We start from the raw sequence: 24,138 nt of genomic DNA, 5'->3' as shown, positions 1-24,138 counted from the left end.
GCCATGAAAATGGCTCTGGAAAAGCGGGCCGCATGAGGCCATAAATCGACATTCGGATTCTCCCAACGGCTGGAGGGAAAACGGGGCTCAGGTCATCCGTCATGTGCCAGCCCGCCTGATCGAGGATGAGAACGGCGTGGGCGCTGTGCGCAACCTGACGCGATATTTCCGCCAGATGCTCGGTCATGGCATGAGTATCGCACCACGGCATCACAAGTGCCGCTCCTTTGCCCCATTTGGGGCAGATTGCACCGAATATATAGACAGATCGCGTTCTCTGGTCCTGTGGTGCTGATGGCCTTGTTCCCCGCTTCGCCCATCGCCGGGTGAGTTTTGTCTTCTGTCCAACGCGGGCTTCATCCTGAAACCAGATTTCTATTTCTTTGCCTCTGGTCTGGCATGCACGGATTTCTGCCAGTGCGGCAGGGAAGTCTTTTTAAAAACGGTGATGGCTTCGCTATCCTGCGCATGATGCCTGGAGCGAGCAGACAATTTGCGGTAGCTATCATGCGCAGTTCACGCGCAACCGTCTGACGGCTTGCCTTGATGCCAAATTCGACCGCAATCCAGCGCATCAAATCGCATAGACGCCAGCGTACGGTTCCATCGACTTCGAACTGCGGGCCACTATCGACAAGGGCAGCCAGAGCAACGCGCTGCTCGTCATTGAGCAGTGGTTTGCGGCCGGGAGCTTTGCCATTGACCAAGCCATCTACGCCGTGGGCATTGAAACGTAATACCCAGTCCCGGACAATCTGCAGACCGACACCGCCGAAACGGGCTGCCGCGCTGCGGCTTTCGCCGTCATAGATCAGCGACAGGGCCAAAAGGCGACGCGTACAGGCCGCATCCTTATGCTGTTTTGCAAGCCTGCGAAGATCATCGCCGCAAAAGTCAGATCGCAACACTACTGCTCGTCCCATTCAAAACCCCTTGTTTTGAATGGTGAATCATGAAATCAAACCAAGCGGAAGTCACAAATGGGTCAGCGATAAAAGACCTTGGTATCAGATCTTGCGGATATGATCCCGAGTAAAGTGGACGTGCTCGCGGTCCAACGCAGGTTCTTCGAACTCAAAAAACGTTGCCTATCCGCAGCACGTATTACCGATAAGCCTCTGATTTATTTGATGATCGAATGGTGGGCGTGACAGGGATTGAACCTGTGACCCCTACGATGTCAACGCAATCGGAAAATCGAATGATATGGTATTTGCACGGTTTTTGACGGCTGGTCAAGTGAGTACGTTTGCAGAACGTGATGCGAACAAAAGCAGTCTTGCACCCAACGCGCACCCAAATCATAAGCTCGCTTCTTCAGTCAGATTAGCTTGCACTTCCTTTTGGCTCGGCATCTTGTTGGTTCTCTGGCAACTCGTAGCTTTCGTTTTTTGTAGCGGTAAAGGCACCTGTCGCACCTATCACTGCACCCAATGCAGTTTTTCCGTCAGCGACTGTATTGGCGACCCACTTTCCGGCTTCGGGAACAGATTTGATAAGTTCTTGAAACGCTTTGTTGTCCAGAAGTGCTTCAAATGGAGATGCATGATCTCGCATATCAATAAACCTGCTAGGTTGCTCATCTAACCGTGTAAGTGCAGATCCGAATAATTTCTTTGCAAAATCTCCATCTAACTCAATGGCCTCCCTTCTATACCCTTCATAAGCCTTGGAGATAGACGATTTGAATGCGTAGTCTTCAGATAGTCTGAACGACTGGGTTACATTTTTGGTTGACACCCACGCTATCCATATCGCTGCCCCAACTCCCATGAATGCGCCAATAAAATGAAGTACAACGATTGACGTACGCACCGTTGAGCCGTCGCCCATTAAGTTCATTAATTCGCTAAAGCGCCATGCACCAATCAATGATCCAAGTATCAGTGAAACTATGAGTATAGCGACCCATACCCAACCGGTTATCTGTAGACTCTTCGAACGTTCATTAAACGCGCCCGCGAGACCAGCCGAAGTAGTTATCCGATAGGAATCGTCGCATTTTTTAACCAGGGCTTCGGCATTATCCTTCAAGTGTTCCAAAACTGTCACTATATGTGCAGAAGTTTCGTTGGCTTCGGATATTTCCGTTTTGTCTTTAGTTACGCTAGCAAGGTAACTTTTAATATCCTCGCGAGCTTTTCTCAATTCTTCAATATCAGTTGGTAGACGGTCTGCAGCCTGTCTAGCGTCTTCTATTATTCGTATTGATTCCTGTAAATCGTCACTGCGCTGATTGAGGTTGCTTACGCGAGATTCAACTCCCTTTAACCGATTTGATAATGTTCTGGGCAGGTATTCTTTGTTCTCTATCGCTTCCCAATCGACATTTGCTAATGCGGGTGGCAGATTTGAAGAAACCCAATTTAGAAAATGCATTGTGGAGGAAAAGGAACTTTTAGCATCGCTGTTGAAGTTATCAAAAGTTAGTAAGTCTGCCTGGTGACCAATATCGCACCATAAAGTTAGTGTCTCTTCTGACTGTGCATCAGACTTGAAAAATAAATCAATCCTATCACTAATACTGTCCGCAAAATCAGCAACATTTGCTGGGGCTAGTGGCGAATGTTGCCATCCAAACTTTTCTGTGAATGTTGAATTGATCGGAATCATATGTATCCATTTGCTCCGAATACGTTCCGCTAATTCCGAAAATGCTTCTACTATTTGGTCATGATCCGCCATGTTTGCCCCCTGAAGCCAACTATTTAAGAAGTTAAGCGACAGTGGCCGCGATATTTCAAGAGGAAATTTTTATCGCTCACAACGGGGCCTCTGAGCCGACCAATTTTTATTCGTTGTAGATGGAAAGTGGGCTTTGGCTGAAAGCCAATGCCCATATATTAGTTGCTCTTATTTGCGTTTAGGGAAGATTAGCCACAGCGGGCACTTTTCGATCCATGATGATCACTTCCGAGACTGGCTTACCTTCCCCGCCAGAGATAGTATAGGTGAGAGGGACATCGCAGATGCTGAACCTGCGGAATATTGCCCGAACTTCAGGCCGATCATTCAACGATAGAACAAACCTTCCTCTGGTCGTTTCCAGCCGCTCCGCTAGTCTGACGAAGTCGTCGCGAGAAAACACGTCCTTTCCGTAATCCGTTTCGCAACCATAATAGGGCGGGTCGAGATAGAATAGCGTTGCCGGCGTATCGTATCGATCTATGAACGCATCCCACGGCAGGCATTCAATGACGACACCGGCGAGACGCTCGTGCACCTCTTCGAGAATCGGCCCCAGACGATGGATATTGAACCGGGCCGGGCCAGTCGTATCGACGCCGAACGAACGCCCCTTTACCTTTCCGCCGAAGGCAAGCTTCTGGAGATAGAGGAAACGCGCTGCGCGCTCCAGATCAGTGAGCGTATCCGGATCGCAGGCTATGAGGCGCTCGAACTCCTTGCGCGAGGTGATCTGGAATTTCATTGTCTCCATGAACTGCGGATAGTGACGCTGGAGAATGCGAAAGAGCGTGGCAACATCGCCCGATATGTCGTTGATTGCTTCCGCCTTGGGCACGAGGCGCCGGCGGAAGAAAACCCCACCCATACCGACAAACGGTTCAGCGTAAAGCCTGTGCGGGATTTGCTCGATGATGGATGCAAGCCGCTGCGCCAGTTGTTTCTTGCCGCCAATGTAGCTTGCCGGTGGCGACACCGGGCGCACGGCTGTGAATGAAAATCCTTCTTGCATTTTTATTAACCTGTCGAGGCCAGTATGCCCCCGCCCGAAAGGGTTGGGGTGTGGCATTTGACGTCCAGTCATGCCGGGCGGATATGACGTCCAATCTTTAGCCGCCGCTTTCCGGTGTTTCCAGCACCGGAAGCCGCCCCGGTCGGGGCGGCATGTTCCTGCAAATATGAGATAGAAAAGCTCTATGCTGTCAGTGGTATGAGGTGAGAACCGCGAGCACCGATCTTTTCGGCACCAGGACAACGGGCGTGGGGTTGCTTTCGCCGGAGATTCGCAGACGCGCAGACTTGGCTCCGGCAAGCTGCATCATCGCGATTTTCCAGTCACCGGCCCATTGTGTCTGCGAGAATACGGAACCAAGGAACGGGTGCTCACTGGCAATAGCCAGATATCCTTTATGAATATGGGGGTCTGCAAGCATACCGTATTTTGGCAAGAGCCGAGCAGCCACGCTATCATGCAAAGCGAGGCGCAGTGTCTCCCCGATTGTTCTGCCGTTTTCTGTTGCCGAGCGCAACAAATGCCGAAGGCATCCGGTCGGATCGTCTGCAGGCGTTCCAGCCAGCGCCGTAACGGACTTATGCGCCACTTTGGGAAGCCCAGCTTCATTCTCCCATAGGGCGCGCGCGGCTTCCGGCCCGTAGATCGCATTGGCAACGGAGATCAGGCGGGCGGCTGCATTCACCTTCGCTACCTTCATGCCGAATACCTTGCCATCCGCAAGGCTTGGCAGATCTTCGTCTCGCCCATCCATGATGTAGACGCCAGTTCGCCGCAAAGTCGGCAGCACTTCTGATGTCACCCATTTCTTGAACCTTTTGGCGGCGGGCTTTCGGCTGGTCAGGATCAGCGAGTAGAGTCCAGATTCATTGATGATGGAAATGTTTGGGTTGCCGCCCGCCGAGGTAACATCCGTATTACGGATGCTACTCTTTTCATCATCATCTAATCTTGCCGCCGCATTACCGACGTTTCTGACCTCTAATACACGGCATACATCGGAAAGAACGAACCACGGTTCTTCATTCTGAATAATGCTGCGAACGCCATTGCCCTCGAATTCGAAGTTTTTGATATCGATTTCTGTCTGCATTTCACGCCCCCATGGCAGTGCGTTCGGCCTGTGCTGCGCTTTTCATCGCGTGCCGAACATCAAAGGGAAGATCATGGGCATCACCCGTGTTGGCATCGATCCCGCGAATATTGGCGATCCGCTCCTTGATCACTACGCCAGCAATCGTCTTGGATGGAACAACAACCATAGCCTGCGCGATATGCCATGCCTTCAGGTAGCTTTCGCCAATGCTGCCGGGTTTATCTTCGATAAGAGATGCCGCCCAATATTCATCAAACAGCGCAGCCAGATGTTCCAGCACCAATTCGGATACTGGTTTCGGCGAGGCATCAGCCACGGATGCGGGAGCGATACTGGCAGGCAGTGCACCAATCGCCGCCAAGCTTTGCAGGGCACCACGCCGTGTGATATTCAGAGTTTTAGCCATGATCGATCCTCGTATGATCGGTTGAGGTTAGGGCCGAGGACAAGATTGCCGTCTTGCCTCGGTCTGTTTTTGGTGTTAACATGGAAGCATGAGTAAGTCAATTCACGTTAACACGAAAACACGAAAACCGCGCCCCAAGACTACAGGGGAGTTGGTTGGTGTTCGTTTGCAGCCGGAATTTCTGGAGGCATTAGATTCTGCCCGAAAGGCCGAAAGTGACTTGCCCAATCGTCCAGAGGCCATTCGACGCATTTTGTCGCAATGGTTGCGCGACAAGGGGTTTCTCACGGAATAGGCGTTCGGGCTTCTTGAGCTATTTGGGACCTAGTGCTAGCCCTGATGCAGGATAATTTCGTGCAGGGGCGGTAAAAATGAATAATGTTTTTATAACAATATTAGTGATTTCATTCTTCGTGGCTGTACCAATTGGCTTAGTTAGCCTCGTCTCCAAGACGCTTCGGAAGAAATTGGAAACAGTGGGTGGTCTATTTACTCTGCTTTTCATTAGTAGCTGCGTGGGCGCACTTATGACGATGCCAGAGCCGACCCCAGAAGAAAAGGCGGAGAAAGCAAGGATATCTGCCGAATACGAGGCCAAAAAGAAACAAGAGTCCGAACAGGAAGCTGTAAAGAAGGCAGAGAAAGACGCTGCATGTCAGAAGGATATTTCCTGCATAGGCGAGAAAAAATTCGCTGAGGCAAGCGTTTATTGTCAGGACCCAATTGAAAGAATGGCGAAATATAGCAGCGAATGGACAGATGGGTTTCTGGAACCCAAATTTTCCCATTATCGGCTAAAAGATGCTGACAACGGGATCGTCACGTTTATAGGTGACAAGATCAAGTTTCAAAATGGCTTCGGCGCATGGCAGAACATGACTTACCAATGTGACCTCGATACGCGAACAGATGCCGTGATTGATGTCAGGGTATCCCCCGGTCGGCTATAGGGCAATTTGTTTCGGGAATAGCCCCGCCGAATGAAGCGGGGCTCCTCTTATTTCCCATTCTTGATTTTGTAGAATATCTGAACAAGGAGCCAGATGATGCCGAGGGCAGATAACGCCATTGAAAGGGCATGTTCGAGGTGAGGCATCCACCATGGGTTCATGGCGGCGCCTGTCGCCACCGCTGCGGTTACACGGTCGGCAATCTGTTCCTTCATTCCCAGCACCCCGCCGATTTGCCATATGCATTGTGGCCAGCGATGCCTTGCCCTGCCGATACATCGTTCTGGGCGAGATAGACTGCCGTCGCCGATTTAACGGGAATCGACTTCCATCCCGCGCAGTTTGATGTCGTTGCACTGCACCCCGCCGCCAAGCTCAATGCAAAGCTGATAACTATCCAAGCCGATAATCTTTTCATCGACATCCACCCTCTTCTGAACGGCCCGAGCCGTAGCTTCCGCTGCCGCCACCGCCGCTTGTTGCTTCCCATCATGCCTGCCGAGCGCATAAAGCCCCAGCCCGGCCAGAAATGCGCCTATGACCGCGAGAACGCGCCAGTTTTTAACGAACCAGAGCATTGCTGTTTTCCTCAACTGTCTGCCGGAGATCACGGTTGCGCTTGTTGATCCGATAACGATCAAACATCCACCAGATGAATACGATGCCGTTGACGATGATGCCGATCAGGGCATCGACGGCCCCGTCATCCAGCCAGCCGCGAGCGATCAGGATGCCGCCGATAACCTGAAGAATCTGCCGTATGATCGGAATGAGCAGGGCGATATCCATCACTTGCCCTTTCCGAAATACATGAGAACGATCGCGTACAGGCTGGCCCAAAACCCTGAAGATGCTTGCGGCGCAGGGGCAGGCGGGGAGGGCTGGGGCTCGACTATCGGAGCGGCGGTATTGCCAGCAGCCTTTACCTGATCCAGAAGCGCTTCAATTTTTGCCGGCGTGACCAGAGCCTTGTTCAAGGCATCGCCGGCGTAATAGGTCTCACCCCTTTTGACGATCCGGTGCGCACCATACACTGCGGCCAGAACTGGAAACGATGCCCACTCCTGCGCAAGCCGTTTGCCGAATTCCGTCCGGTCGATCTTTCCGGCCATGAATTCTTCATATCCGCGCCGTTTCAGGAGGTGGTATCCGAGTCTATCCTGCAAATTCGGGTCGAATATCTGGGTGCCGCGCAGGCCAAGCTCCCTTGACAGGTCCTGGAGAGTGGCGCGCATGAACTGATAGCCGCCCGAGGCGGAAGATTTAAACCGACGTGTGAAGGACGATTGCGCGTCAACGACCTCGCCAATCGTCATGGTCGTGATGGGCTGAGGAAGTTTACCCTCATTGTGGCCGTATATGACGTCATAGGATGAGCGATCCGCTTTGCCCGTTTCCGTCAGTCGGATGAAGTCGAGCAGAAGCGCCGCACCGGCCGGCACGGTTTTGTCCATGGTCTTTCCTTTCGGCATAAAAAAAAGCCGCTCGAAAGCGGCTGCTGGGAGGATTGGTGTGGGGTTAGTTTAAAGCGGGCGATGTTCCGTATTCGCCGAGATCGCGTTCGGGGACGCCGCTTGCAGATTTCTTTTCGCGCGGGCCTTTTCCGGCCTTGCGTCGGTCCTTCCCGGCCTCGCCTCCGGGCTGCTTGATTTCGAGACTGGTCGTAGAGCCGCCGTTCCTGCTGGCGCGGTGGCGCACCGAAACGATGCGATACTGCCCGTCAACGCCGGCGCGCGCTCCCGACAGCATGAACGTACATTCGGCCTGTGCGGCGACGGTCATGTCCATTTCAACGCTACCCTCGCCGCCTTCGCGTTCGGCCTCGCGCTTGCGGGCATCGCCAATCTGGCTGGCTTGGTCCTCGTCGGCCACCATCGAGCGAACGACGTTTGTGGATTCGGGGATATCCCGGTCGAGGTCGAATTCCACTTCCTTGCTTTTGAAGGCAGCACCCTTGCGGTCGAAAAATCGAACCTTGGCCTTCGTGAAGGTTTTACGCCCCTTGAACGGCGATATATCCCAAGAAATGATGTTCTGGCCGACAACGCCATGGATGGCCGACAGCGCCGCCCCTGTGGCGGCTTTTCCGTCCCCGCGCCGCGCCAGAACGGATTGTTCGCCCCTGATCTTGAACGTGCCGCCGAGTTCCCGCGCGATCCGCTCGCCGATATGGAGATAGCTTTCGCCGTCTGCCGCCCAATAGTCGCGACGGATTCTCGCAAAATCCGGGTCGAGCTTGATCGATGCGAGACCGGCTCGCTCTGCCGCATCGTCAAGAAATTCCTGCAAGGTCGCCTCGTCCTTGTGGAAGGAGAGGGGTTGCTTGACCTTGCCGCGACTGTCGAACCCTTTTGCCGTAACGCGCAATGTGCGCCCACCGCCACGAGAGCCGGAAGAGCGGGCACTGTCGAGCGTACCCTTGAACTTGGTAACGCCTTCCAGAAATACTTCGATCGATGCGCCATCACGCGGCAACGCGATCTGACCGCCAGTGTCGTCGAAGGTGAGGGAACACGTGTCTGATGACGCTCCCTCCTTGTCCGTAATCTCAATGTCGATGAGAAAGGGCTGCATGTCCGAGGTCATGTCGGTGCCGTCAACCAGCACCTTCCAATTAACTTTCCAGGCCATGGTGCTATCCGAACAGTGAGACGACTTCGCGGGGTTGCCCCGCGTTATCTGGGGGAAGGTCGGGCAGGATGACTTCGGTTCCCATCGGGATGACGGTGCCGAGCCGGGCCATATCCACATTCAGGGAAAGCGCACTTTCCAGCAGGCTTCGTCCGCGCACGCCATAGGCGCGCCACAACAGAAGGTCGAGGGTTATTCCCTCGCCTCTTACGATGACCGTTTGCATTGGATTTTCCTTTAGAAAAGGCCGAACAGGGAAAGCAGACCCGAAATGACCTGCTGCCCCGCGCCCGCATCGGGCTGGACACGGGTCATGGTGATCGTGTGCTTGACGATAAAACCGACGCCGCTGCGCGTCAGGTCGGTATGGGCTTCGGCGACACGGGTTATCGCAAACCAACCGAGCCGCGTTCCGTCGCCCCGATGAAGGGGAAAGCGGGTGCCGTTGCGCCGCATCTCATGCACGATTTCCAGTTCGGCCAGCCCTCCGATCCTGGTGGGCAGAATCTGGCCGGAAAGGGTGATTTCGTCATCGCCCTCGCCGGTAAATTCCTTGCCGGGAGGGGCGTTGATGAGCGCCTTCGATGCAATCTCGGCAGACGCGCTGCGCTGCATTTCATCGATGCTGAAGGGACGCGTGTCGATGGTGAGAGTTCCAAGCATATAGAGCATCAGGACACCGCATATTCTATGTCCGCCTGGATGCCGTCGCTGTCCATGCGGAACCGCCTTTCGATTTCAGTTATGACTTTTTGAGCGAGTGTCTGTTCGTCCATGCCGGGCGCGCCGTGCACATGCAGTTGCCCGATCTGGAAACCAGCGCCAGTTCCGCCGCCGGTGGCTTTCCCGCCGTTGGGGATGATTGTCCCGGATCGGTCTGCCGTGAAAAGCTCCGGCCCTTTTTCACCGACGAGATAGGTTCGTCCGCCGACGACAGGTCCGCCCGCCGCCCTTGCTCCCGACAGTGCGGGAATGCCTTGCGCCCACGTGGGAAGGTTGGGATCGGATCGCAGATTTGCGCCACCCAAGGCCGTTGTCCTGATGGCTTCGCTGTTCGAAAAGCTGGAGATGGCATTTTTCAGTTTGACGGCGCCTTGATAGGCGCTCTGAAACCAGCCAACCACTGTGGCAAGCGCGGTGGCGATACTGTTCACGCCCGATGCTACCGCCCCGCCTATGACTTCGCCCCAGCTGCGCCACTCTGTGGTGGATGCCTGAAGCGGGCCGAGCAATCCCGATATGCTATCCCACAGGCGCTTGGCCAAATCCACGACGGGCTGCAAAATTGGCAGCACGGGCGCGAGGCCTACGCGAAACCCCTCTCCGATTCCGGCAAGAAGTTCCTTGATCCCTTGCCAGTTGTTGTAGATCCACGTTCCTGCCATGGCGATGCCGACGACAATAGCGCCGATGCCGCTGCCTATCAGCGCTATTTTCAGTGCGCGAAGAGCAACTGAAACGAGCCGCAGCGGATTGAGCAGCCCGATCAGCGAACGGCCCATGATAGAAAGCGCTGCTCCGTTTCCGGCTATGGAAGCGGCAGCGGCATATCCAATCATGGCTGTACGCAGTCCACGAACGGCGGCAGTAACGGGGGCGAAGACAAGGGACAATCCTGCCAACACGCCTCGGAATGCCTTGAGCGAAAGGATCGTGCCGGTAAGAAGTCCGCCCCGCATCCACAACAGGCTGAATTGCGCAGCGATTGCTGCGACCCGCAGGGCAACGAGTGCGGCGGTCGTTGCCACGATCGCGACGGTCAGCTGCGGGTGCGTCTCGGCGAATTCAGCCATTCGGTTGACGATAGGCACGATGATGTCGGCAAGACTGTTGAGTGCCGGGAGAAGGGCTGATCCGATGGCAAGCCCGATATTCTCCATAGATATCCGGAAGCGTTTCGCGGCTGCAGCGCTTGTCTTGAGGCGCCGCTCATAGTCCTCCTGGACAACCCCTTGCGCTTTCATCGCGCTCTCGCGAATACGGCGATATTCCTCCATATTCTGGATGAGCGGACGCAAACCTTGCTGCACCTGCGCGTCCTGAAACAGATCGCCAAGCTTGCCGAGGTCGCCTTTCAACGTTCTGTTCGTGATTTCGGCGATGGCCTCAATTGGTGTGAGCCCAGCCTTGGCCGCTTTCTTCATCTCCTTTTCGAGATTAACGCCCATTTTCGCGAACGCCTTGCGGGTCAACGGGGCATTGATCTTTTGAAGAACGTTCGAGAGGTTCGTTGCAGCAGATGCGCTGTCGCCGGTGCCTTTGCGGACGATCTGGAGTGCGGCTGACAGATCGGCGACGGCGGGGACGCCTTTCTGCCCCAACGCCTGATAACCTGCGCCGAGCTGTGGGAAATATTTTGCCATGTCCTTCAGTTCGAATGCACCGTCCTTGCCGGCTTGTGCCATGGCGTCGAGAGCATAGGAAAGCTGGCTGGCAGGAACCTTCAAATTGCTGAGTGCGGCATAACCCGCCTGCGAAAGGTCGGTGATTTCAGCATTGTAGGCCGTCGCGGTTCTGCCGATGGCTGGCAACATTCCGAGCGCATCGTCACGGTTCGCGCCCATGCCGGCCAAGACATCCATGCCGTCGGCCATATCGGAGGCCGATTGGTAGGTATCTCGCGCTACCTTCCTTATCTCCCGACCAAGGCTCGGAAGAGCGGAAATAGGGGCCTCGATTTTTTGCGCTATATCTTCGAGCTTGGTTTCGAATTCGGTCGCCGCTTCGACGGGGGCTTTGAACGCACGGTAAAGTCCATAGGCCACTGCCGTTGCTTCGACCATCCGCCCGCGCAATGCATCAAGGCGCTGATTGTTTTGCGCCTGTATTTCCTGAAGCCGGGTGAGCGAGGCGGCTATGGCCTTCGATGGGCCTGAAATGCGATCCATCAGACTGAGGATCAATGTCGAGGTTATCGCGGCCATAGCAGCCTCTTATCGTGCAGGAGGTTTGTTCTCAGACCGAACGACACGAGCGAGACTGCCCGAATAGTCGAGCAGCTTGTCAATGTCCCATTCTTCGATCTGGTCTATCGGAGTGTGCAGGTTTCGGGCGACCGACGTCAGGACGTCTCGCCAGGCGACGGTTCTGTCGCCTGCTTGGGTTTGGCGGCCGCGGACTTTCCCATGAGGGGGGCAATCCTTTCCCCGATTGTTTCCATGTCTTCGATGTCGAGTTCCTTGATCAGTTCGACATCGACCCCGGCAAGTGCCGCAAAAAGGAAATAACCGGCGAGCGCTTCACTTTCGACGCCCTCGGCTACCAGAGCGTCTTTTGCTTTCATGCGGCGGAAGGTGAGTTCCTTCACCTCGCCCCCATCGTAAGGCACAGGGTATTCGAGGGGGATGGTGACAGATGTGACCTTGTTCATGCTTCACTCCAGTTCGAAGCTGAAATTATGCGCCGAGCGCGCGACGGACATCGGCGAAGCGATCGATGCCGCCGGTACGCAGGATGCGCTCCCAGAAATCGACATAGAAAAGCTCTTCACCGTTGAGGCTGAATTCGTAGTGGGTCACTTCCTTGAAGACGTGGTTGCATCCCATGAAATCTTCCGGTGATCCCTCGTCCGGTGTCCATTCGGTAATGGCGCCTTCGATGATGGCGCGCGACGGGACCAACTTGCCGGTTTTCTTGTCCTTCACTGCGCCTGCAAAAATCCACCGGCTGACTTCGCCAAGGTCGCGGAAAATATCGGTATCGAAACCCTTGACCTCCATGGCTGGTTCCGGCGCCTCGATGCGTGGCTGGGTAAAATCGGCGCTCATCACGCCGCCGCCCGGATTGTGGGTGGACGTAATGAATTTCAGTGACGGGATAGTGAGCTTGGAAATGAGATTGGCCCGTGAGGAACCGGCCTCTTCGGCACGGCGAACATCGACCGCCACCATCTGGTAAAGCGCTTGCATGGAATTGCCTTTCGATTTTCAGGATTGGGTAGATGTCAGCTTAGCGAGTTCAGGCGGGCGACAATCTCCGCGACAAGCCCTTCGACGGCGGGTCGGTAGCGGCTCACTTCATGGTTCGCGACCTTGAAGGATGGCGCCGGCTCGATGCCGATGCTGACGGTGAGATGTCCGAGGCGAATTTGTTCCGGGCTGTTCTTTTCAGGAATGAACTTCACCTGGGAACCGAGAATATCATCATCGATCTTGTGATCGCGCAGCATGAATTTCAGGGAGTTCAGCCACGCTTCCGCAGAATCCGCCGTGATTTTCGGGCCGAGGAACTGCCGGGTAATCTGTGCCATCTTGACGGTCAGATAGTCGGCGCCACGAACCTGATGGATTTGCTTCCAGAGTTCGCCCGTATCGGTGTTATCGGTGCCGATGAAGACGAAGCCGCCGTCGGCGATTGCCCCATCCACGCCGGTTTCGCCGCGCGCAACGATGGAAACATTGCTTTCCAGTAACATCTGCCCTTCGGACGAACCGTCAAACAGCGAGAAAGGAATGTTGCGGGAAAGCCCCGCGAGGCCCTGAATGGGCTGGTTGGCAATCGGATCGAAAGGCCTGCCCCTATGGGCATTGTCTACAGCCGCGAAAAGACCGGCAACGCGCGGCCCCATCGGTCTGGTGACGAGTTCGGTGCCTTCGAACACACGGGCTGCGACTCCGATCGGAATGAGCCGCTGCGAGTTCATTGTCTCGCGGGCCGAGATTGCCGCTTCCTTGCTGGTGTCGTCAACATCGACGGGGGCAACCGCCAAAAGTCGTTCGCAAGCTGCAGGCAATGCGGCAACGACCGGGTTGACGGTGTTTTCGTCCGGGCGCCAGGCAGTGCGACCGGCCCAGACGATACGCGGTGTGGCGTTGACGGCAGACGGAATATAACTCACATCCTCAAGCGCGGCGGCGATAGCTGCTGCGGTTTCAGCAGGTGTGGCGCCTTCGCTCACCCGTAATATGGTAACGTCAGCGCCGGCATTAAGGCCGGAAACCTGTGCGTTGATGCCTTTCACGGCATCGGCAAGATAGCCTGTTCCAAGATCCGTGACGGCGGCGGTATCGCTTGTCGAAATGCGAACCGGGTCGCCAACTGGATATGAGGACGCCGAGGCATCCTCCGAAGTTTCGATCAGAAGAATTTTCGAGAAGTCCGCACCGATGACGGGCAACGGCTCATCATTGGGACGCGTGAAAGTCATGCCGAAAGTCGGTGCCGACATCGGTTGGTCTCCTATCTATATTGCCCTGTCAAGTTTGGGCGGGCTGGTGAAATAGCAAAGCCCGGCTCAGTGGCCGGGCTTTCGAGCTTGGGTAATTCCCGCCGGAGGGCGGTAATTGGTGTTGATAACGACGTGTTCCCAAACAGTCGTAGATTGTGATAGTTGCCGTAGGCTATGCGCAGGGGCGCACGGGTTGAGTTCTATTGGGGGCGATATGCGGTCACTTCATGCCGCCGGGCTTTGGTTGCGGGCACTTTAGATTTCCAAAAATTGAAGTTCATTACATTCAGTTGAAGATGCTTGGGGGATAGATTTGTTTAGTCGTTATGCTCAAAACGCGCTTTTGTCAGGGCGCGATACTCGTCATGATCGACAAATTAATAATATGAGAAAGCCATTTCTTAGGGGAACGAGCAAGGAAAACGGCATTCAAGCACTAAAAAACGTAATTTCCGCTCCGATAACGGGGCGCGTTAACGTGGGGGAGCCGCCCAATTGGGCGCAATCATTTAAAGAAGCTTCAAGCTCCAAACTTCTCTGGTTTCATTCGCTACCTTTCGTGGGCGATCTTCTTACCGCATGGGCGGACGGTAGGGACCCCGTATATCTGGACAAGCTATTCCATCTGCTTGGCTCCTACCTCGAATGGTTAGCCAAGAAACGGGGCGGGCCTGCATGGAAAGATGACCACGCCGTCGCAAATCGCGGGCGAATGCTTGCTTACATTCTCTATGCATCCAGAGCAGACGGATTTGTTATCCCCGATAATATGCTCGCTCTTATCGATAAAGCCCTGCATCGACACGGTGCTTGGTTGAGGAACGATGCACATTACATCTCAAACAACCATGGGCTGATGGCGGATAGGGCTTTAATTGAAATTACCCTTTCGCCTAGCAGCATTCCAGAAAGCGTTGTTCAGGAATGGCAAGCACACGCGCTTTCTCGCTTGAATAAAATGCTCGAGCATACGTTCGACGAAGATGGGTGCTGCGTAGAAAACAGCCCTGCGTACCACGTCTTGAACTTAAGCCTTTTCAGGGCGGTCGTGGAACTCTTGCAGGATAACGCGATTGCAACTGACAAAACGGGGTTTGTCGAAAGGATCGAGAAAGCCGAGGCAATTTGCCATTTATTTTTTCGCAAGGATGGGACCTTTCCTATTATTGGCGATACTGAATTGCACCCCACGCAGTGGGTAGACTTGAAGAAATACTCTCCAAAAGAGGGGATGGGAATTTTCCCAAAATCCGGTTTTTTTATTTATAAGTCAGAACGATTATATGTGACCGCAAAGTGCGGAGGGGATTCTTATTTCCATCGGCATAGCGATGAAACAAGCATTACACTGAACGTTGACGGTTATGACTTCCTGATGGACGCCGGTTACTATAATTACGACTGGAACAAAAAAGGAAATGCCCGCGATATTCGTTCATATCTTGGACATAGCGGCATCTTTACCGACCAGTGCGAATTTGTGCGACCGAGAAGGTTTAAACGTCCACGGGTACTTGGCAAAATCAGCGAATTAGCCAAGCAATCAGATATTTGGCGCATTCAGATGGAAAGCTATCTGGACCGAAAATCATCGATTGGCAGGCGGGTTTTCTGTGCCGATGAAAATACGATCCTGATCTCCGATGCAGTGTCGAGCAAGAGGGCAACAACCGCTCGACAGCAGTTCATAATCCATCCGAAATGCTCTCTGGAAGTGTCGGGGAATACTGTTCGAATTGAACGAAGCAACACCGTTCTAGAGATCGAAATCAGCAGCAACCAGTGTTTTGAAATTGCAGTAGAAGATTGCGTTATCTCCGAAAAGTTCATGGAGATTGAGACGGCCAAGCGCGTAGTGGCTGTCGCCCGTGCAAAGAACGTGGTGTTCAATGCGAAGATCGACATTCTCGATGCATAACGTTTTGGCCGTCGGCAATTTGGTGTCTCGCCATAGGCCGTCCCAAGTCTGATGCTGGTGCGTGGATAGTTGAATGCGATCAGAGATTTGCGGCCTCTCGCCAAAAATCGTCCCTCTGTTCAACTGTCCATCCCAATGTCTGACGAACGATCTCTGTCAGGGGATGGGTGCGATTGAAGGTTTGCGCGCCAGCGACAAGCATTTGCGCTTCAAACTTGGCGTCTTCGGTCGGAAGCTGGTCAATGATCGCTTGCAGTGGGGCAGGAATTTCGCCTCGCTGCACTGCCGCCAGAGCATCAGCCTGACCGATAATCCCCATTACCGCCAGTTTCTGGAAAAACTGGCGGTCGCTGATTTCGTCAGGCGGCGGGGCAACCGGCTCACCGATCTTTGTTCCGTCCCATTGCTTTCCATAAATCGTCCCGGTATCGCCGAAGGTGTAGCCGTTGAGCGTTTCCACGCCGATCAGGCGGTATCCGTCAATCTGGATTTGGTCCGCCTCGTCGGTCGCGAATATGACCTCGCCATTGTCGGTCAGCGCGCAGTAGAAATTCGATGGATTGCCCTTCGATACGTCCAGCCAATCCACGCCCTTGGAGTTGAGGAACACGAGGATATCGTACGACACGCCGGTTTCTTGATCCGTCTCGGTGCGGCCTATCGCGGTAAATTTGCCATAGTCGATCATGCGAAAGCCCTCCATGCGCCATTGATATAAACTTGAGGCTGGTATGAGCGAAGGCCGATAGCTGCTCCTTCGAGTGCGTACGACAACCCGGTCACGAAATATCCGCTTGGCGCATCCCAAGAACCGCCTTTAGTTATAGAAGAGACACTTGACGGACCCACCCGGCGAACATTGGAAACGCGGGCATTGACGAGGTTGTCTACATAGTCTTTGCGCGTAAGGTGACTGACATCCGTGGGCTGGCGGGTTGTTTGGAAATACTCCGATTTCACAATGGCATCGCCATCGGTTGCCGTAAACGTCAGAATATTGTCGTTTTCATTCCACCAAGCACGACAATAGCCCGAACCGTAAGTGCCCTCGTTGAAGGAACCGATATTCATATAGCCGCCGCCGGACCGGTGGGTAAGGCTTCCTGACATACCGCCCGACAGTGAAATCGTTGTGCCAGACAGAGCGCCTGTCAGCGTTCCGCCCGACAGGGCGAGCTTGTCGTTCAGGCCGGTGTCGACGTACCCCTTGTTCGCTGCGTGCATATTTGCGGTCGGCGCAGAGTGAAGGGTCAGGAACCCGGTAAGGGTTCCGCCAGTCAGCCGCAGGAATACACTGGCGAGCGCCGTCTTGATGTTCGCCCATGTCGTTTTGAACATGGTCGAACCGCCAGCCTGCACACCGGCGAAGAAATCGCCGTCTGCCGGGGTCGCCTTGGAATTGGCTCCCGCCATGGCCGCGCCGACGGTCGCCGTGGTGGTCAAGGCCGGAAGCTGTCCGGACGGAACCTTCCCGTCAGAACCGAGAGACGCAACACCGTTGGCCGCGCCTCTATCGCTTGAGCCGAGGGCGTCAATATTTGCCCGGCCTCGTGCCTTTTCAGCAAGCGTGAAGTTTTGCTCGCTCCCCACGCTGACGAGTTTGGGAAGGTCGGTTTCCATGGCGAACCGACGCCATGGTCCGTAAACGCCGTCGGCATTGGTCACGCGGGCCATAACGACCGGCTCGGCATCCTCGCCCGTCCGGTATGATGTCGCAATCTGGCGCTTGTGCCTATCGCCGTAAATCTGCTGCGTTTCGATCCACCAAAAGTTCACGCCCGGAAAATAAGGTGAACCGGGCAGCCCGGAGTTATAAAGGCCGAAATCACCGGGCAGGAGGTCATCAATTACTATATCGCTCGTGGCCGAGCCATATGCCCCCGACGTCATGAGAAAGAGCTTGTGAAGCTCGATATTCGACAGGCCCAATGCTTCCCGGCCGGACTGCTCGCTATCCGCATTCAGAACCGCCTTGCCGACGTCCGAAGCCGGAAGTTCGGCTTTCTTCCAAGTCGCGTCATCGAGTTCAGAAAGCGCGGTCTGTGTCGACGTCTGAATGCCATCGAGGACCGTATCGATGCCGGTAATCGCACCGGCGACCTTTTCCATTTCCGCGATTTGAATGCCCCTGCTGTTCGGCAGGGGCAAGTTGTAATTCGGCGTCGTAGCCATGGGTTACACCTTCGAAAGCAACATGCGGAGCGCCGATATTTCCGGGCGCGCTGCTGGCGTGCCCGAAATCGTAATCATCGCCCGCGCATCGAGATTTGCCGCCGGGTAGGCGGAACGAATAAAGGTTTGTTCGACCAAACCGTCGCCAAGCTGCGTTGCGCTCGACACCGGAATTTCCGGGTAATCGCCCGTCATCCCGATTTGCACCTTTGCCGACGATCCGGCAGGTAGGAGCGCATCGATGGTGACAAGCACCCGGTTCGTATCCAGTGCATCAATTGCCCGCGTTGCATAATTGGCGGTCGGCTGGAGTTCGCCTTCCACGATCTGAATGTCGGGGAAAATGAACGGGGTCACGCGCTCCGTTCCGCGCAGCACCGCATCGACCTGAATATTCTCGTTCTGAAAATACTCATCGAAGCGGATGGTCTGCGATGGAGATGAAACGATGACTTCGCCATTTGGCCGCGTCAGGCGAATGGAGACGTCAACCGAAGGATCGGGATATTCAACCCCGGCCCGGACGATGACGTCCGACATTTTCGTCGCCTTGAAGCTTCCGATTGGCACGACCTTTTCGACCGGATCAAACCGGCATCCAAGCAACTCGAACCAAAGATCGGCCTCGTTGTGCACCGTCCACGTCGAGGCATTTGACGAGGAGAGAAGCACGCCGATGGTAAAGGGCTGCTCTGTAATGACTGCATCCAAGTCGAGGTCGATCTTGCCGATCTCTGCAACGAACAACGAATGTTCCGCGTCGTCGGTCAGAACGACGAAGGAATATTCGCGGCCCCCTTGCAGAAAGACCGGATAGCGGAAACGAGCGGTGAAGATTTCTCCTTCGTCAAGCGCCGTTCCGGCGACGAACGCTTCGGCAAGAACGGTTGAGGTCGGCAGGCCAACGTCAACGGTGCGGATTTGCACAAGGATCGAGTTCGAGCGAGAGCCGACCTTTGCACACATCAACCGGATGCCGGAAAGGCACCACGACTGCGCGAGCGTGAATGTCTGCGCCAATGGGTCATGTCCGCCGCCGCCGTCACTGCCGCCGTCGCGCATACGCGGCGTGACAGGGGTCGCATTGTTGACCTGATTGACCGTGACATTCGTGACGTTCGTCACATTGTTGATGACGGTATTATTGACGACAGGCTGCGGCAAGCTTTCGGTCGAAGTCTCCATAGCCGAGGTAAGGCGATATTCTTCAACCGTGATCGTGCCGCGACCGACATAGCTGCATCCTGCAATGGTCCCAACCGATCCCTCGAAATAGATCGACTTCGATCCCGTCGGAACGTTGGCGGGAATGGTGAAGCTGCCGGTAATCACGCCGTCGGCATTCGCCGGGCCGGAAACGGTCGGGGTCACTTCGATGCCGTCGAACTCCATATAGTCGAGCGCTTCGGCTTCAATGAACCCTTCCAGACGGAACTTGACCTCACGCTGCCGGATGAACTCGGCTTCGACAAGATGCTCGCCGATCTTCTCGACCTGCTGTTCCAGCGAAATACCCGTGATGTATTCGCCTTCCGCCGCCTCGAAAGCCTGCGTTTCCGGTGACGTCCATACGGTTTGCTTGTCGGTCCATATGTCGGTCGAAGGCTCGACACTGGCCCGCCCAGGCATCGGCGTGAACGTCTGATACGGGTTGATTTTTTTTGCCCCGCTTCTCCGGTTCTGCCGAATGACGGACACTTCCACGAAATCAAGATGCTTGATGCCGTTGAATGCGGGGAACGTATGCAGGCGCGGCGTGATCGGCAGGCGCATTTTTCCGCCAAACACCGCCGCCGTCTGCGCGATCCCCTGATCGCGCATGGCGTCATTGCGAAGCGGATCGACAAACAAGCCACGCTTTGCACCGACGTCGCGGGCTGTCACATCGTTTTTCAGGCGTTCCTGCGCGACGAGATCGTAAACGTCGATCAGCATTCTGCGCATATCCTGAATTTCATTGTAGGGCACGTTGCGAACGCCGGTCGGTTCCACGATAGGTTTGCGACCCCAATCGTTCGCGATCCGGGCAAGCTCGATCATCGTTGACGCGACGACAGGAGGGCGAGGCCGGGACACTGCGGAAACGCCTGCGACATAGACCATCGCTCCGGTCATATCCATGCATAGCGCATCGATACGGGGAAGCTTATAGGCGTAGTCTATCAGGACGTTGGTGCCGTTCGCCGCGCCGCTGACGGTAACCTCGTCACGCGTGATCGAAACAGGCTGGACGTTCTCGTTATACCGATATTTGACGGTGTACGAGCTACCCGGCGATGGCTCCGCGCCGCCGGGCGACCAGTCGATTTGACCTTGCGAAAGCAACCAGCTTGCGGGCGAGGTGTAAACCGTCGCCCCCTGCTTGATTTCCAGAATGGCCGTCACCGAAGGATGCTGCAACGGGTCCACCGCGCCCGAATATGGGCCGTGGATAACTGTTTCCGTCGTTTCCTTCTCAACGGTCACGCGACGCACGCTGTCGATAGGAGCTTTCGAGACCTTGAAAGTCTGCGTTCCGCCCGTTGCCGCCGTGAATGGATGCGGCTCGGCATCGACGTTGCGAAGATCGGGCGTCTCCTCGACTTCGAAACGCATGGCCTGCTTACGGATGATGCGCCTGCCGTTGACGTAGGCCGTTCCTTCCGAAACGGAAAAGACCTGCTTGTCTTCAGGTGACGGGCCGAGCGCTGTCACCATAAATCCATTGTTGACGAAGGAGCCGTTGCTTTCGCCGGAATAGGTTTCGATTGCCTTGTAGATTTCCGAGAAATCGATGTTCGTCGACGTCGTCAGGATGACGCCGTCGCGAACTTGAAAAACGGACAGCAGTGCGCCGGAAAGCCCATCGAGCGAATGCCCCCACTCGACGACGATTTCAACCCGCGAGGGGCCTTCTTCCATGAACGCTTCGGTGCCGGAAATCTGTCCCTTCAGGCTTTCGTCCTGAATGTCTGAAACAAGCAATTCAGTGGACCGAACGCCTATCGTGACATCGCCCTTGTTCGGGAGCACAAAGGTCGCGCCAGCCACGTCGTGGACAATGCCGCCGATATAGATCGGGGAGGCGGGGAGCCGCACCCGGATATTGTCGTCATCCTCGACTTCAACGACAGGGTCTTGGCCGTCCATAATGCGGCCATCCTGCAAGATGTAGTCCAGTCCGCGCCGCGTCTGGTCGAGCGCGCGCGACTGCATTTCGTTGAGGTCGGCAGATTGCAGGTAGATGCCCTGACCGTCACGCCCCAAATCTGGAAAGGCAATAGCGTGCTGTCGGCGGGTCCGATCATATCGATCATCGAAGCCCGGCCGCTTGATAATGCTGTTCATCGTGAACCTCACATGGTCATGACATAGGTGAAGGTCTGGCCGATCGATCCATCGCGGACAATTGGCGCGAACCGATCAACTTCGATCATCTTCCCCGCCGTCGTCACGTCGGCGAGCGGGATATACATTTGACCGGCGGGCACGGTTTCGCTGATCTCGACCCCGACAAACATGCCGGTTTCGCGCAAGGTTGTTCCGCTGGCGTCGGCAAGGTCCAACTGAAAGCGGACAAAGATGTAGGGGGTTGGTTCTTCGCTTTGCGAATATCTGGCCCCGTCTGCCATGGCGATATCGCCTTCGAGGTCCGGGGTAACGAAGAACTTGTCGCGGGTGCGTGTGAGGCCGACTTTGTTATCAAGGTCGGTCAAAACCGTCCATTCGGCATCGCGCGCGGCTTGCTCTTCGGGCGTGGAAGGGGCCGGGACGTCATCCCATTCCGGCAACCCTTCGCCCACCGCGAGGAAGAACGTCGATTCAAAGAGTGCCTGCGCGACAACGATGCGACCATCTTGGGTAAAAACTGCCATTATTCTGATCCTGATTGAACACGCGGCACCGGCGCGCCGAAAGGTTTGTTGACGAATGGGGCGTTCTGGAAGGCCACGGTTGCGCGGTTTTGATAGTTGACCCGCACGGCCGCCATGGATGCGAAGCTTGAAGACGGTTGTCTGATCGGAATGCCAACATTGACGGTGCGCACCATCAGGACATGCTGAATGTCCTTGACGTCGATGCGCCCGCCGGTTGGGATCGTGACGCTGCGGGTCTGGTTAACCCGGAGGGACAGAATAGGCTCTCCCGGCGCGCGCCGCTTGCCCGACCAGTTGTTCAGCCCTGCGCCGCCATTCAGGCGGTGCGTATTGAGCCGAAAGGCCCGCACATCCCATCCCGCCGTAACGCGGGCAAACTCTGATCGTAGTGGCTTCGAAGCCTTGACGAGCTGCGTCATGGGTCTGACGAAATCGGTATTCCTCACCTCAAACGGCAAGTGAACCTGAAACCACCACCACTTGCGCGCCCTGGCCGGGAATTCTTCAATGTCGCCGTCGTGGTTTATCCAGCGCAGTGCCTTGTGTAAGGCGGCGGGTGTCCCGATCAGGCGCTGCCAGGCAACGCCCTCCTGAAGCACAGATCGCAAGTCTGGCAAATAATCCGCGATCTCATTCAAACCGTATTCTGCAACCAGATAAGGAACAATCGGATCGGGCGGGTTGAATTTGAAGCCGCGCAGGGATTCCACACCCGGCATCAACAATGGAAGGTTATCGAGCGATTCCGACAGAACACGCTCCAGCGGCGTCGGCGCCGCATCGTCGCCAAGGAGGTGCTGCCGATTTATCAATAGTCGCGTCCCATATAATTGAGCTTGATTGATCCCGGTGTGAGCGCCACACCTGCCGATGCGATAACCGGAGCCGACGGGCTACGGACAACAACTCGCTTCACGCCTGAAACATGAAGGCGCGCCTCTATCCATGATGGCTCGAGGTCAAAACCGATGCTGGATTCCGACTGCCACGCCTGTCTCAAGATTTCCGGCAATACGTCCATCAATCCGAAAGCGGCATCGGGCAACAGCCAGATATCGGCTTCAATATCCGTGCCGGATGCGACGGCAGGCTCGATGACAATCGTATCATTGAGGAGCCGAACCCGGTCACTCATGATTTCGGCAGTGACCGCGTCCAGCATGGGTTGATCGGGGATGCCGCCGTTCTCGCTCGACAGAACTGCAATATGGATGATCGGCCAGAATTCTTCGCGGTAAACCTTGACGCTGCGGATACGCACGTCGGCGCGTTTCGCAGCTGCTGCATACCACCACTCCGAACCGCCGGGCGAACGCGCCTTGATTGCCAGCACGGTACGGTCGCGCAATGCGTCGTCTGTCTCACCTTCCAGTCGCTCGACATCATAGAAAAATGCCAGGTGGTCGAGGTCGCCCCGCAAGGCGTAGGCAAGCAGGTTTGCCTTGGCAGCGTCATTTATCGCTGCTCGCAGCGAAACTTCCCGCATACTGTCCGCGAGGTGAACGACCTTCAGGATATCGGTTTCAAGATGGCCGACATCATAATCGATTCCGGCGTCCGATAGGCGTTGGCGCAGGTCGGTCATTCGTTCGTCGAGGATCGTCTCGAAGTAGAATGTCCGGATCACCTCTGGCGGAGGCAGGGTGGAAAAATCGAATGCGCTCATAATGGTTTCACCACAACAGTGCCGGAGGAAATGCCAAGCCCGAAGGAAACGGTGCGCTCGACACTCTTGTCGCCGAGATGACCACGGGGGCGGTAATCGGCAAGAATCTGGAAACCTGCATGCCCCAAACGAATCTGGTCAACGGTGCCGGTCACGATGATGCGACGGACCAGAAAGCGCGGCTCCCAGAGATCTATCGCCGTTGCGATGAGCGACTGGAAGGCCGCAAACAGGTTCGGCGTCATCTTGCGCCCGAGCAGTTCGACAATGCCGGCACCGAATTCGCGGCGCCCGACAAGCGAGCCGATGCGGCGCATCAGGATCACTTCAACGGACTGATAGGCCGATTCCAGATTGGAGATTGGCAGGCCTGTGAAACGGCTAATTCCCACCATCGGTTTCGGCCTCGCCGCGCTCGACAGTTTTCGATTTCGCGGGGGCGTAATCGATCCGTCCATGGTCAAGATCAAAACGAGCTTCGGTTTCGGTCAGGTTCACTTTGCCGGAAGCCGGCACACGTGCGCCATTCACCCAGCCCACGCCGGGCCGGACGCGATAGGTCTTTCTGGTCATGATGG

General features: G+C 55.5%; 26 protein-coding genes and 1 pseudogene. 3 read left to right on the top strand and 24 right to left on the bottom strand.

From position 1 onward, the window contains the following. Positions 1-88: 88 nt before the first annotated feature. The 5 genes and pseudogenes from FHS76_RS17330 to FHS76_RS17310 all read right to left on the bottom strand — a co-directional run. Positions 89-923, bottom strand: a pseudogene (locus tag FHS76_RS17330) (IS630 family transposase); the annotation flags it as partial. 403 nt (positions 924-1,326) lie between these two features. Then, on the bottom strand, positions 1,327-2,685 hold the full coding sequence (locus tag FHS76_RS17325) for a hypothetical protein (protein ID WP_183655661.1): 1,359 nt from the start codon (positions 2,683-2,685) through the stop codon (positions 1,327-1,329). Between the two features lie 178 nt (positions 2,686-2,863). After that, positions 2,864-3,697: a DNA adenine methylase gene (locus FHS76_RS17320; protein ID WP_183655658.1), complete on the bottom strand. Its 834-nt coding sequence runs from the start codon at positions 3,695-3,697 to the stop codon at positions 2,864-2,866. Between the two features lie 190 nt (positions 3,698-3,887). Beyond that, positions 3,888-4,790 (bottom strand): BRO-N domain-containing protein, encoded by a 903-nt coding sequence (locus tag FHS76_RS17315; RefSeq protein ID WP_183655656.1) that lies wholly within the window; start codon positions 4,788-4,790, stop codon positions 3,888-3,890. Position 4,791: 1 nt separating this feature from the next. After that, on the bottom strand, positions 4,792-5,199 hold the full coding sequence (locus tag FHS76_RS17310) for a hypothetical protein (protein ID WP_183655642.1): 408 nt from the start codon (positions 5,197-5,199) through the stop codon (positions 4,792-4,794). 88 nt (positions 5,200-5,287) lie between these two features. On the opposite strand from FHS76_RS17310, the gene FHS76_RS17305 reads away from it, so the two are divergent. Further along, positions 5,288-5,494, top strand: coding sequence for a ribbon-helix-helix protein, CopG family (locus FHS76_RS17305; RefSeq protein ID WP_183655639.1), 207 nt, complete (start codon positions 5,288-5,290; stop codon positions 5,492-5,494). Positions 5,495-5,570: 76 nt separating this feature from the next. Beyond that, complete coding sequence (locus FHS76_RS17300; protein ID WP_183655636.1) at positions 5,571-6,149, top strand: cell envelope integrity protein TolA; 579 nt, start codon at positions 5,571-5,573, stop codon at positions 6,147-6,149. A 47-nt stretch (positions 6,150-6,196) separates the two neighbouring features. Here the strand turns inward: FHS76_RS17300 and FHS76_RS17295 are convergent, their stop codons facing one another. The 11 genes from FHS76_RS17295 to FHS76_RS17245 form a co-directional block, all read right to left on the bottom strand. Continuing rightward, on the bottom strand, positions 6,197-6,364 hold the full coding sequence (locus tag FHS76_RS17295; protein WP_183655633.1) for a hypothetical protein: 168 nt from the start codon (positions 6,362-6,364) through the stop codon (positions 6,197-6,199). A gap of 96 nt (positions 6,365-6,460) precedes the next feature. Then, the gene (locus FHS76_RS17290) at positions 6,461-6,727 is read right to left on the bottom strand and encodes a hypothetical protein (RefSeq protein WP_183655630.1); all 267 of its coding nucleotides are present in this window, start codon (positions 6,725-6,727) and stop codon (positions 6,461-6,463) included. Continuing rightward, on the bottom strand, positions 6,711-6,938 hold the full coding sequence (locus FHS76_RS17285) for a Pam3-gp28 family putative phage holin (protein WP_183655626.1): 228 nt from the start codon (positions 6,936-6,938) through the stop codon (positions 6,711-6,713). The genes FHS76_RS17290 and FHS76_RS17285 overlap by 17 nt, the downstream gene beginning before the upstream one ends. Further along, a complete protein-coding gene (locus FHS76_RS17280) occupies positions 6,938-7,603 on the bottom strand; it encodes a lysozyme family protein (RefSeq protein WP_183655623.1) in 666 nt (221 codons plus the stop codon). Before FHS76_RS17280 ends, FHS76_RS17285 begins: the two co-directional genes overlap by 1 nt. A 64-nt stretch (positions 7,604-7,667) precedes the next feature. After that, complete coding sequence (locus FHS76_RS17275; RefSeq protein WP_210306152.1) at positions 7,668-8,780, bottom strand: phage late control D family protein; 1,113 nt, start codon at positions 8,778-8,780, stop codon at positions 7,668-7,670. Positions 8,781-8,784: 4 nt separating this feature from the next. Then, entirely contained in the window at positions 8,785-9,006 is a 222-nt protein-coding gene (locus FHS76_RS17270) for a tail protein X (protein WP_183655620.1), read from the bottom strand. Between the two features lie 11 nt (positions 9,007-9,017). Then, positions 9,018-9,452, bottom strand: coding sequence for a phage tail protein (locus tag FHS76_RS17265; RefSeq protein ID WP_183655617.1), 435 nt, complete (start codon positions 9,450-9,452; stop codon positions 9,018-9,020). Continuing rightward, positions 9,452-11,704, bottom strand: a complete 2,253-nt coding sequence (locus tag FHS76_RS17260; RefSeq protein ID WP_235992734.1) for a phage tail tape measure protein — start codon at positions 11,702-11,704, stop codon at positions 9,452-9,454. The genes FHS76_RS17265 and FHS76_RS17260 overlap by 1 nt, the downstream gene beginning before the upstream one ends. Before the next feature lie 137 nt (positions 11,705-11,841). Next, positions 11,842-12,150 (bottom strand): phage tail assembly protein, encoded by a 309-nt coding sequence (locus FHS76_RS17255; RefSeq protein ID WP_183655614.1) that lies wholly within the window; start codon positions 12,148-12,150, stop codon positions 11,842-11,844. Positions 12,151-12,175: 25 nt separating this feature from the next. Continuing rightward, the gene (locus tag FHS76_RS17250; protein ID WP_183655611.1) at positions 12,176-12,688 is read right to left on the bottom strand and encodes a phage major tail tube protein; all 513 of its coding nucleotides are present in this window, start codon (positions 12,686-12,688) and stop codon (positions 12,176-12,178) included. Positions 12,689-12,723: 35 nt separating this feature from the next. Further along, entirely contained in the window at positions 12,724-13,947 is a 1,224-nt protein-coding gene (locus FHS76_RS17245) for a phage tail sheath protein (RefSeq protein WP_183655598.1), read from the bottom strand. Positions 13,948-14,260: 313 nt separating this feature from the next. Between FHS76_RS17245 and FHS76_RS17240 the strand changes: the two genes are divergently transcribed. Next, positions 14,261-15,865 carry a heparinase II/III domain-containing protein gene (locus FHS76_RS17240; RefSeq protein ID WP_183655596.1) on the top strand — a complete coding sequence of 535 codons (1,605 nt, stop codon included), beginning with the start codon at positions 14,261-14,263 and terminating at the stop codon, positions 15,863-15,865. Positions 15,866-15,944: 79 nt separating this feature from the next. Here the strand turns inward: FHS76_RS17240 and FHS76_RS17235 are convergent, their stop codons facing one another. From FHS76_RS17235 to FHS76_RS17200, 8 genes are read right to left on the bottom strand one after another with little or no spacing between them, the layout of a single operon-like run. Next, positions 15,945-16,553 (bottom strand): hypothetical protein, encoded by a 609-nt coding sequence (locus tag FHS76_RS17235; RefSeq protein ID WP_183655594.1) that lies wholly within the window; start codon positions 16,551-16,553, stop codon positions 15,945-15,947. Next, a complete protein-coding gene (locus FHS76_RS22595; RefSeq protein WP_235992733.1) occupies positions 16,550-18,037 on the bottom strand; it encodes a hypothetical protein in 1,488 nt (495 codons plus the stop codon). The genes FHS76_RS17235 and FHS76_RS22595 overlap by 4 nt, the downstream gene beginning before the upstream one ends. 3 nt (positions 18,038-18,040) lie before the next feature. Continuing rightward, positions 18,041-21,364: a DUF4815 domain-containing protein gene (locus tag FHS76_RS17225; protein ID WP_183655592.1), complete on the bottom strand. Its 3,324-nt coding sequence runs from the start codon at positions 21,362-21,364 to the stop codon at positions 18,041-18,043. 8 nt (positions 21,365-21,372) lie between these two features. Beyond that, complete coding sequence (locus tag FHS76_RS17220; protein WP_183655589.1) at positions 21,373-21,891, bottom strand: hypothetical protein; 519 nt, start codon at positions 21,889-21,891, stop codon at positions 21,373-21,375. After that, complete coding sequence (locus FHS76_RS17215) at positions 21,891-22,706, bottom strand: phage tail protein (protein ID WP_183655586.1); 816 nt, start codon at positions 22,704-22,706, stop codon at positions 21,891-21,893. The genes FHS76_RS17220 and FHS76_RS17215 overlap by 1 nt, the downstream gene beginning before the upstream one ends. Then, entirely contained in the window at positions 22,703-23,560 is an 858-nt protein-coding gene (locus FHS76_RS17210; protein WP_183655582.1) for a baseplate J/gp47 family protein, read from the bottom strand. Before FHS76_RS17210 ends, FHS76_RS17215 begins: the two co-directional genes overlap by 4 nt. Continuing rightward, entirely contained in the window at positions 23,557-23,955 is a 399-nt protein-coding gene (locus FHS76_RS17205) for a GPW/gp25 family protein (protein ID WP_183655579.1), read from the bottom strand. The genes FHS76_RS17210 and FHS76_RS17205 overlap by 4 nt, the downstream gene beginning before the upstream one ends. Next, positions 23,942-24,133 carry a hypothetical protein gene (locus tag FHS76_RS17200; protein ID WP_183655576.1) on the bottom strand — a complete coding sequence of 64 codons (192 nt, stop codon included), beginning with the start codon at positions 24,131-24,133 and terminating at the stop codon, positions 23,942-23,944. The genes FHS76_RS17205 and FHS76_RS17200 overlap by 14 nt, the downstream gene beginning before the upstream one ends. Positions 24,134-24,138: the final 5 nt, after the last annotated feature.

Origin of the sequence: Brucella daejeonensis, from assembly GCF_014199265.1 — a bacterium.
Lineage (GTDB): Bacteria > Pseudomonadota > Alphaproteobacteria > Rhizobiales > Rhizobiaceae > Brucella > Brucella daejeonensis.
Note: the sequence above shows the minus strand (reverse complement) of the source record. Positions and strands in the feature narration are given on the sequence as shown.

Coding starts and splice junctions, on each gene's coding strand:
- FHS76_RS17250 (WP_183655611.1), bottom strand. CDS start 12,688: ATGCAAGCGCTTTACCAGATGGTGGCGGTCGATGTTCGCCGTGCCGAA.
- FHS76_RS17260 (WP_235992734.1), bottom strand. CDS start 11,704: ATGGCCGCGATAACCTCGACATTGATCCTCAGTCTGATGGATCGCATT.
- FHS76_RS17295 (WP_183655633.1), bottom strand. CDS start 6,364: ATGAAGGAACAGATTGCCGACCGTGTAACCGCAGCGGTGGCGACAGGC.
- FHS76_RS17300 (WP_183655636.1), top strand. CDS start 5,571: ATGAATAATGTTTTTATAACAATATTAGTGATTTCATTCTTCGTGGCT.
- FHS76_RS17220 (WP_183655589.1), bottom strand. CDS start 21,891: ATGGCAGTTTTTACCCAAGATGGTCGCATCGTTGTCGCGCAGGCACTC.
- FHS76_RS17210 (WP_183655582.1), bottom strand. CDS start 23,560: ATGAGCGCATTCGATTTTTCCACCCTGCCTCCGCCAGAGGTGATCCGG.
- FHS76_RS17205 (WP_183655579.1), bottom strand. CDS start 23,955: ATGGTGGGAATTAGCCGTTTCACAGGCCTGCCAATCTCCAATCTGGAA.
- FHS76_RS17305 (WP_183655639.1), top strand. CDS start 5,288: ATGAGTAAGTCAATTCACGTTAACACGAAAACACGAAAACCGCGCCCC.
- FHS76_RS17200 (WP_183655576.1), bottom strand. CDS start 24,133: ATGACCAGAAAGACCTATCGCGTCCGGCCCGGCGTGGGCTGGGTGAAT.
- FHS76_RS17315 (WP_183655656.1), bottom strand. CDS start 4,790: ATGCAGACAGAAATCGATATCAAAAACTTCGAATTCGAGGGCAATGGC.
- FHS76_RS17290 (WP_183655630.1), bottom strand. CDS start 6,727: ATGCTCTGGTTCGTTAAAAACTGGCGCGTTCTCGCGGTCATAGGCGCA.
- FHS76_RS17245 (WP_183655598.1), bottom strand. CDS start 13,947: ATGTCGGCACCGACTTTCGGCATGACTTTCACGCGTCCCAATGATGAG.
- FHS76_RS17235 (WP_183655594.1), bottom strand. CDS start 16,553: ATGATCGACTATGGCAAATTTACCGCGATAGGCCGCACCGAGACGGAT.
- FHS76_RS17265 (WP_183655617.1), bottom strand. CDS start 9,452: ATGCTCTATATGCTTGGAACTCTCACCATCGACACGCGTCCCTTCAGC.
- FHS76_RS17255 (WP_183655614.1), bottom strand. CDS start 12,150: ATGAACAAGGTCACATCTGTCACCATCCCCCTCGAATACCCTGTGCCT.
- FHS76_RS22595 (WP_235992733.1), bottom strand. CDS start 18,037: ATGGCTACGACGCCGAATTACAACTTGCCCCTGCCGAACAGCAGGGGC.
- FHS76_RS17270 (WP_183655620.1), bottom strand. CDS start 9,006: ATGCAAACGGTCATCGTAAGAGGCGAGGGAATAACCCTCGACCTTCTG.
- FHS76_RS17225 (WP_183655592.1), bottom strand. CDS start 21,364: ATGAACAGCATTATCAAGCGGCCGGGCTTCGATGATCGATATGATCGG.
- FHS76_RS17310 (WP_183655642.1), bottom strand. CDS start 5,199: ATGGCTAAAACTCTGAATATCACACGGCGTGGTGCCCTGCAAAGCTTG.
- FHS76_RS17280 (WP_183655623.1), bottom strand. CDS start 7,603: ATGGACAAAACCGTGCCGGCCGGTGCGGCGCTTCTGCTCGACTTCATC.
- FHS76_RS17285 (WP_183655626.1), bottom strand. CDS start 6,938: ATGGATATCGCCCTGCTCATTCCGATCATACGGCAGATTCTTCAGGTT.
- FHS76_RS17320 (WP_183655658.1), bottom strand. CDS start 3,697: ATGCAAGAAGGATTTTCATTCACAGCCGTGCGCCCGGTGTCGCCACCG.
- FHS76_RS17275 (WP_210306152.1), bottom strand. CDS start 8,780: ATGGCCTGGAAAGTTAATTGGAAGGTGCTGGTTGACGGCACCGACATG.
- FHS76_RS17325 (WP_183655661.1), bottom strand. CDS start 2,685: ATGGCGGATCATGACCAAATAGTAGAAGCATTTTCGGAATTAGCGGAA.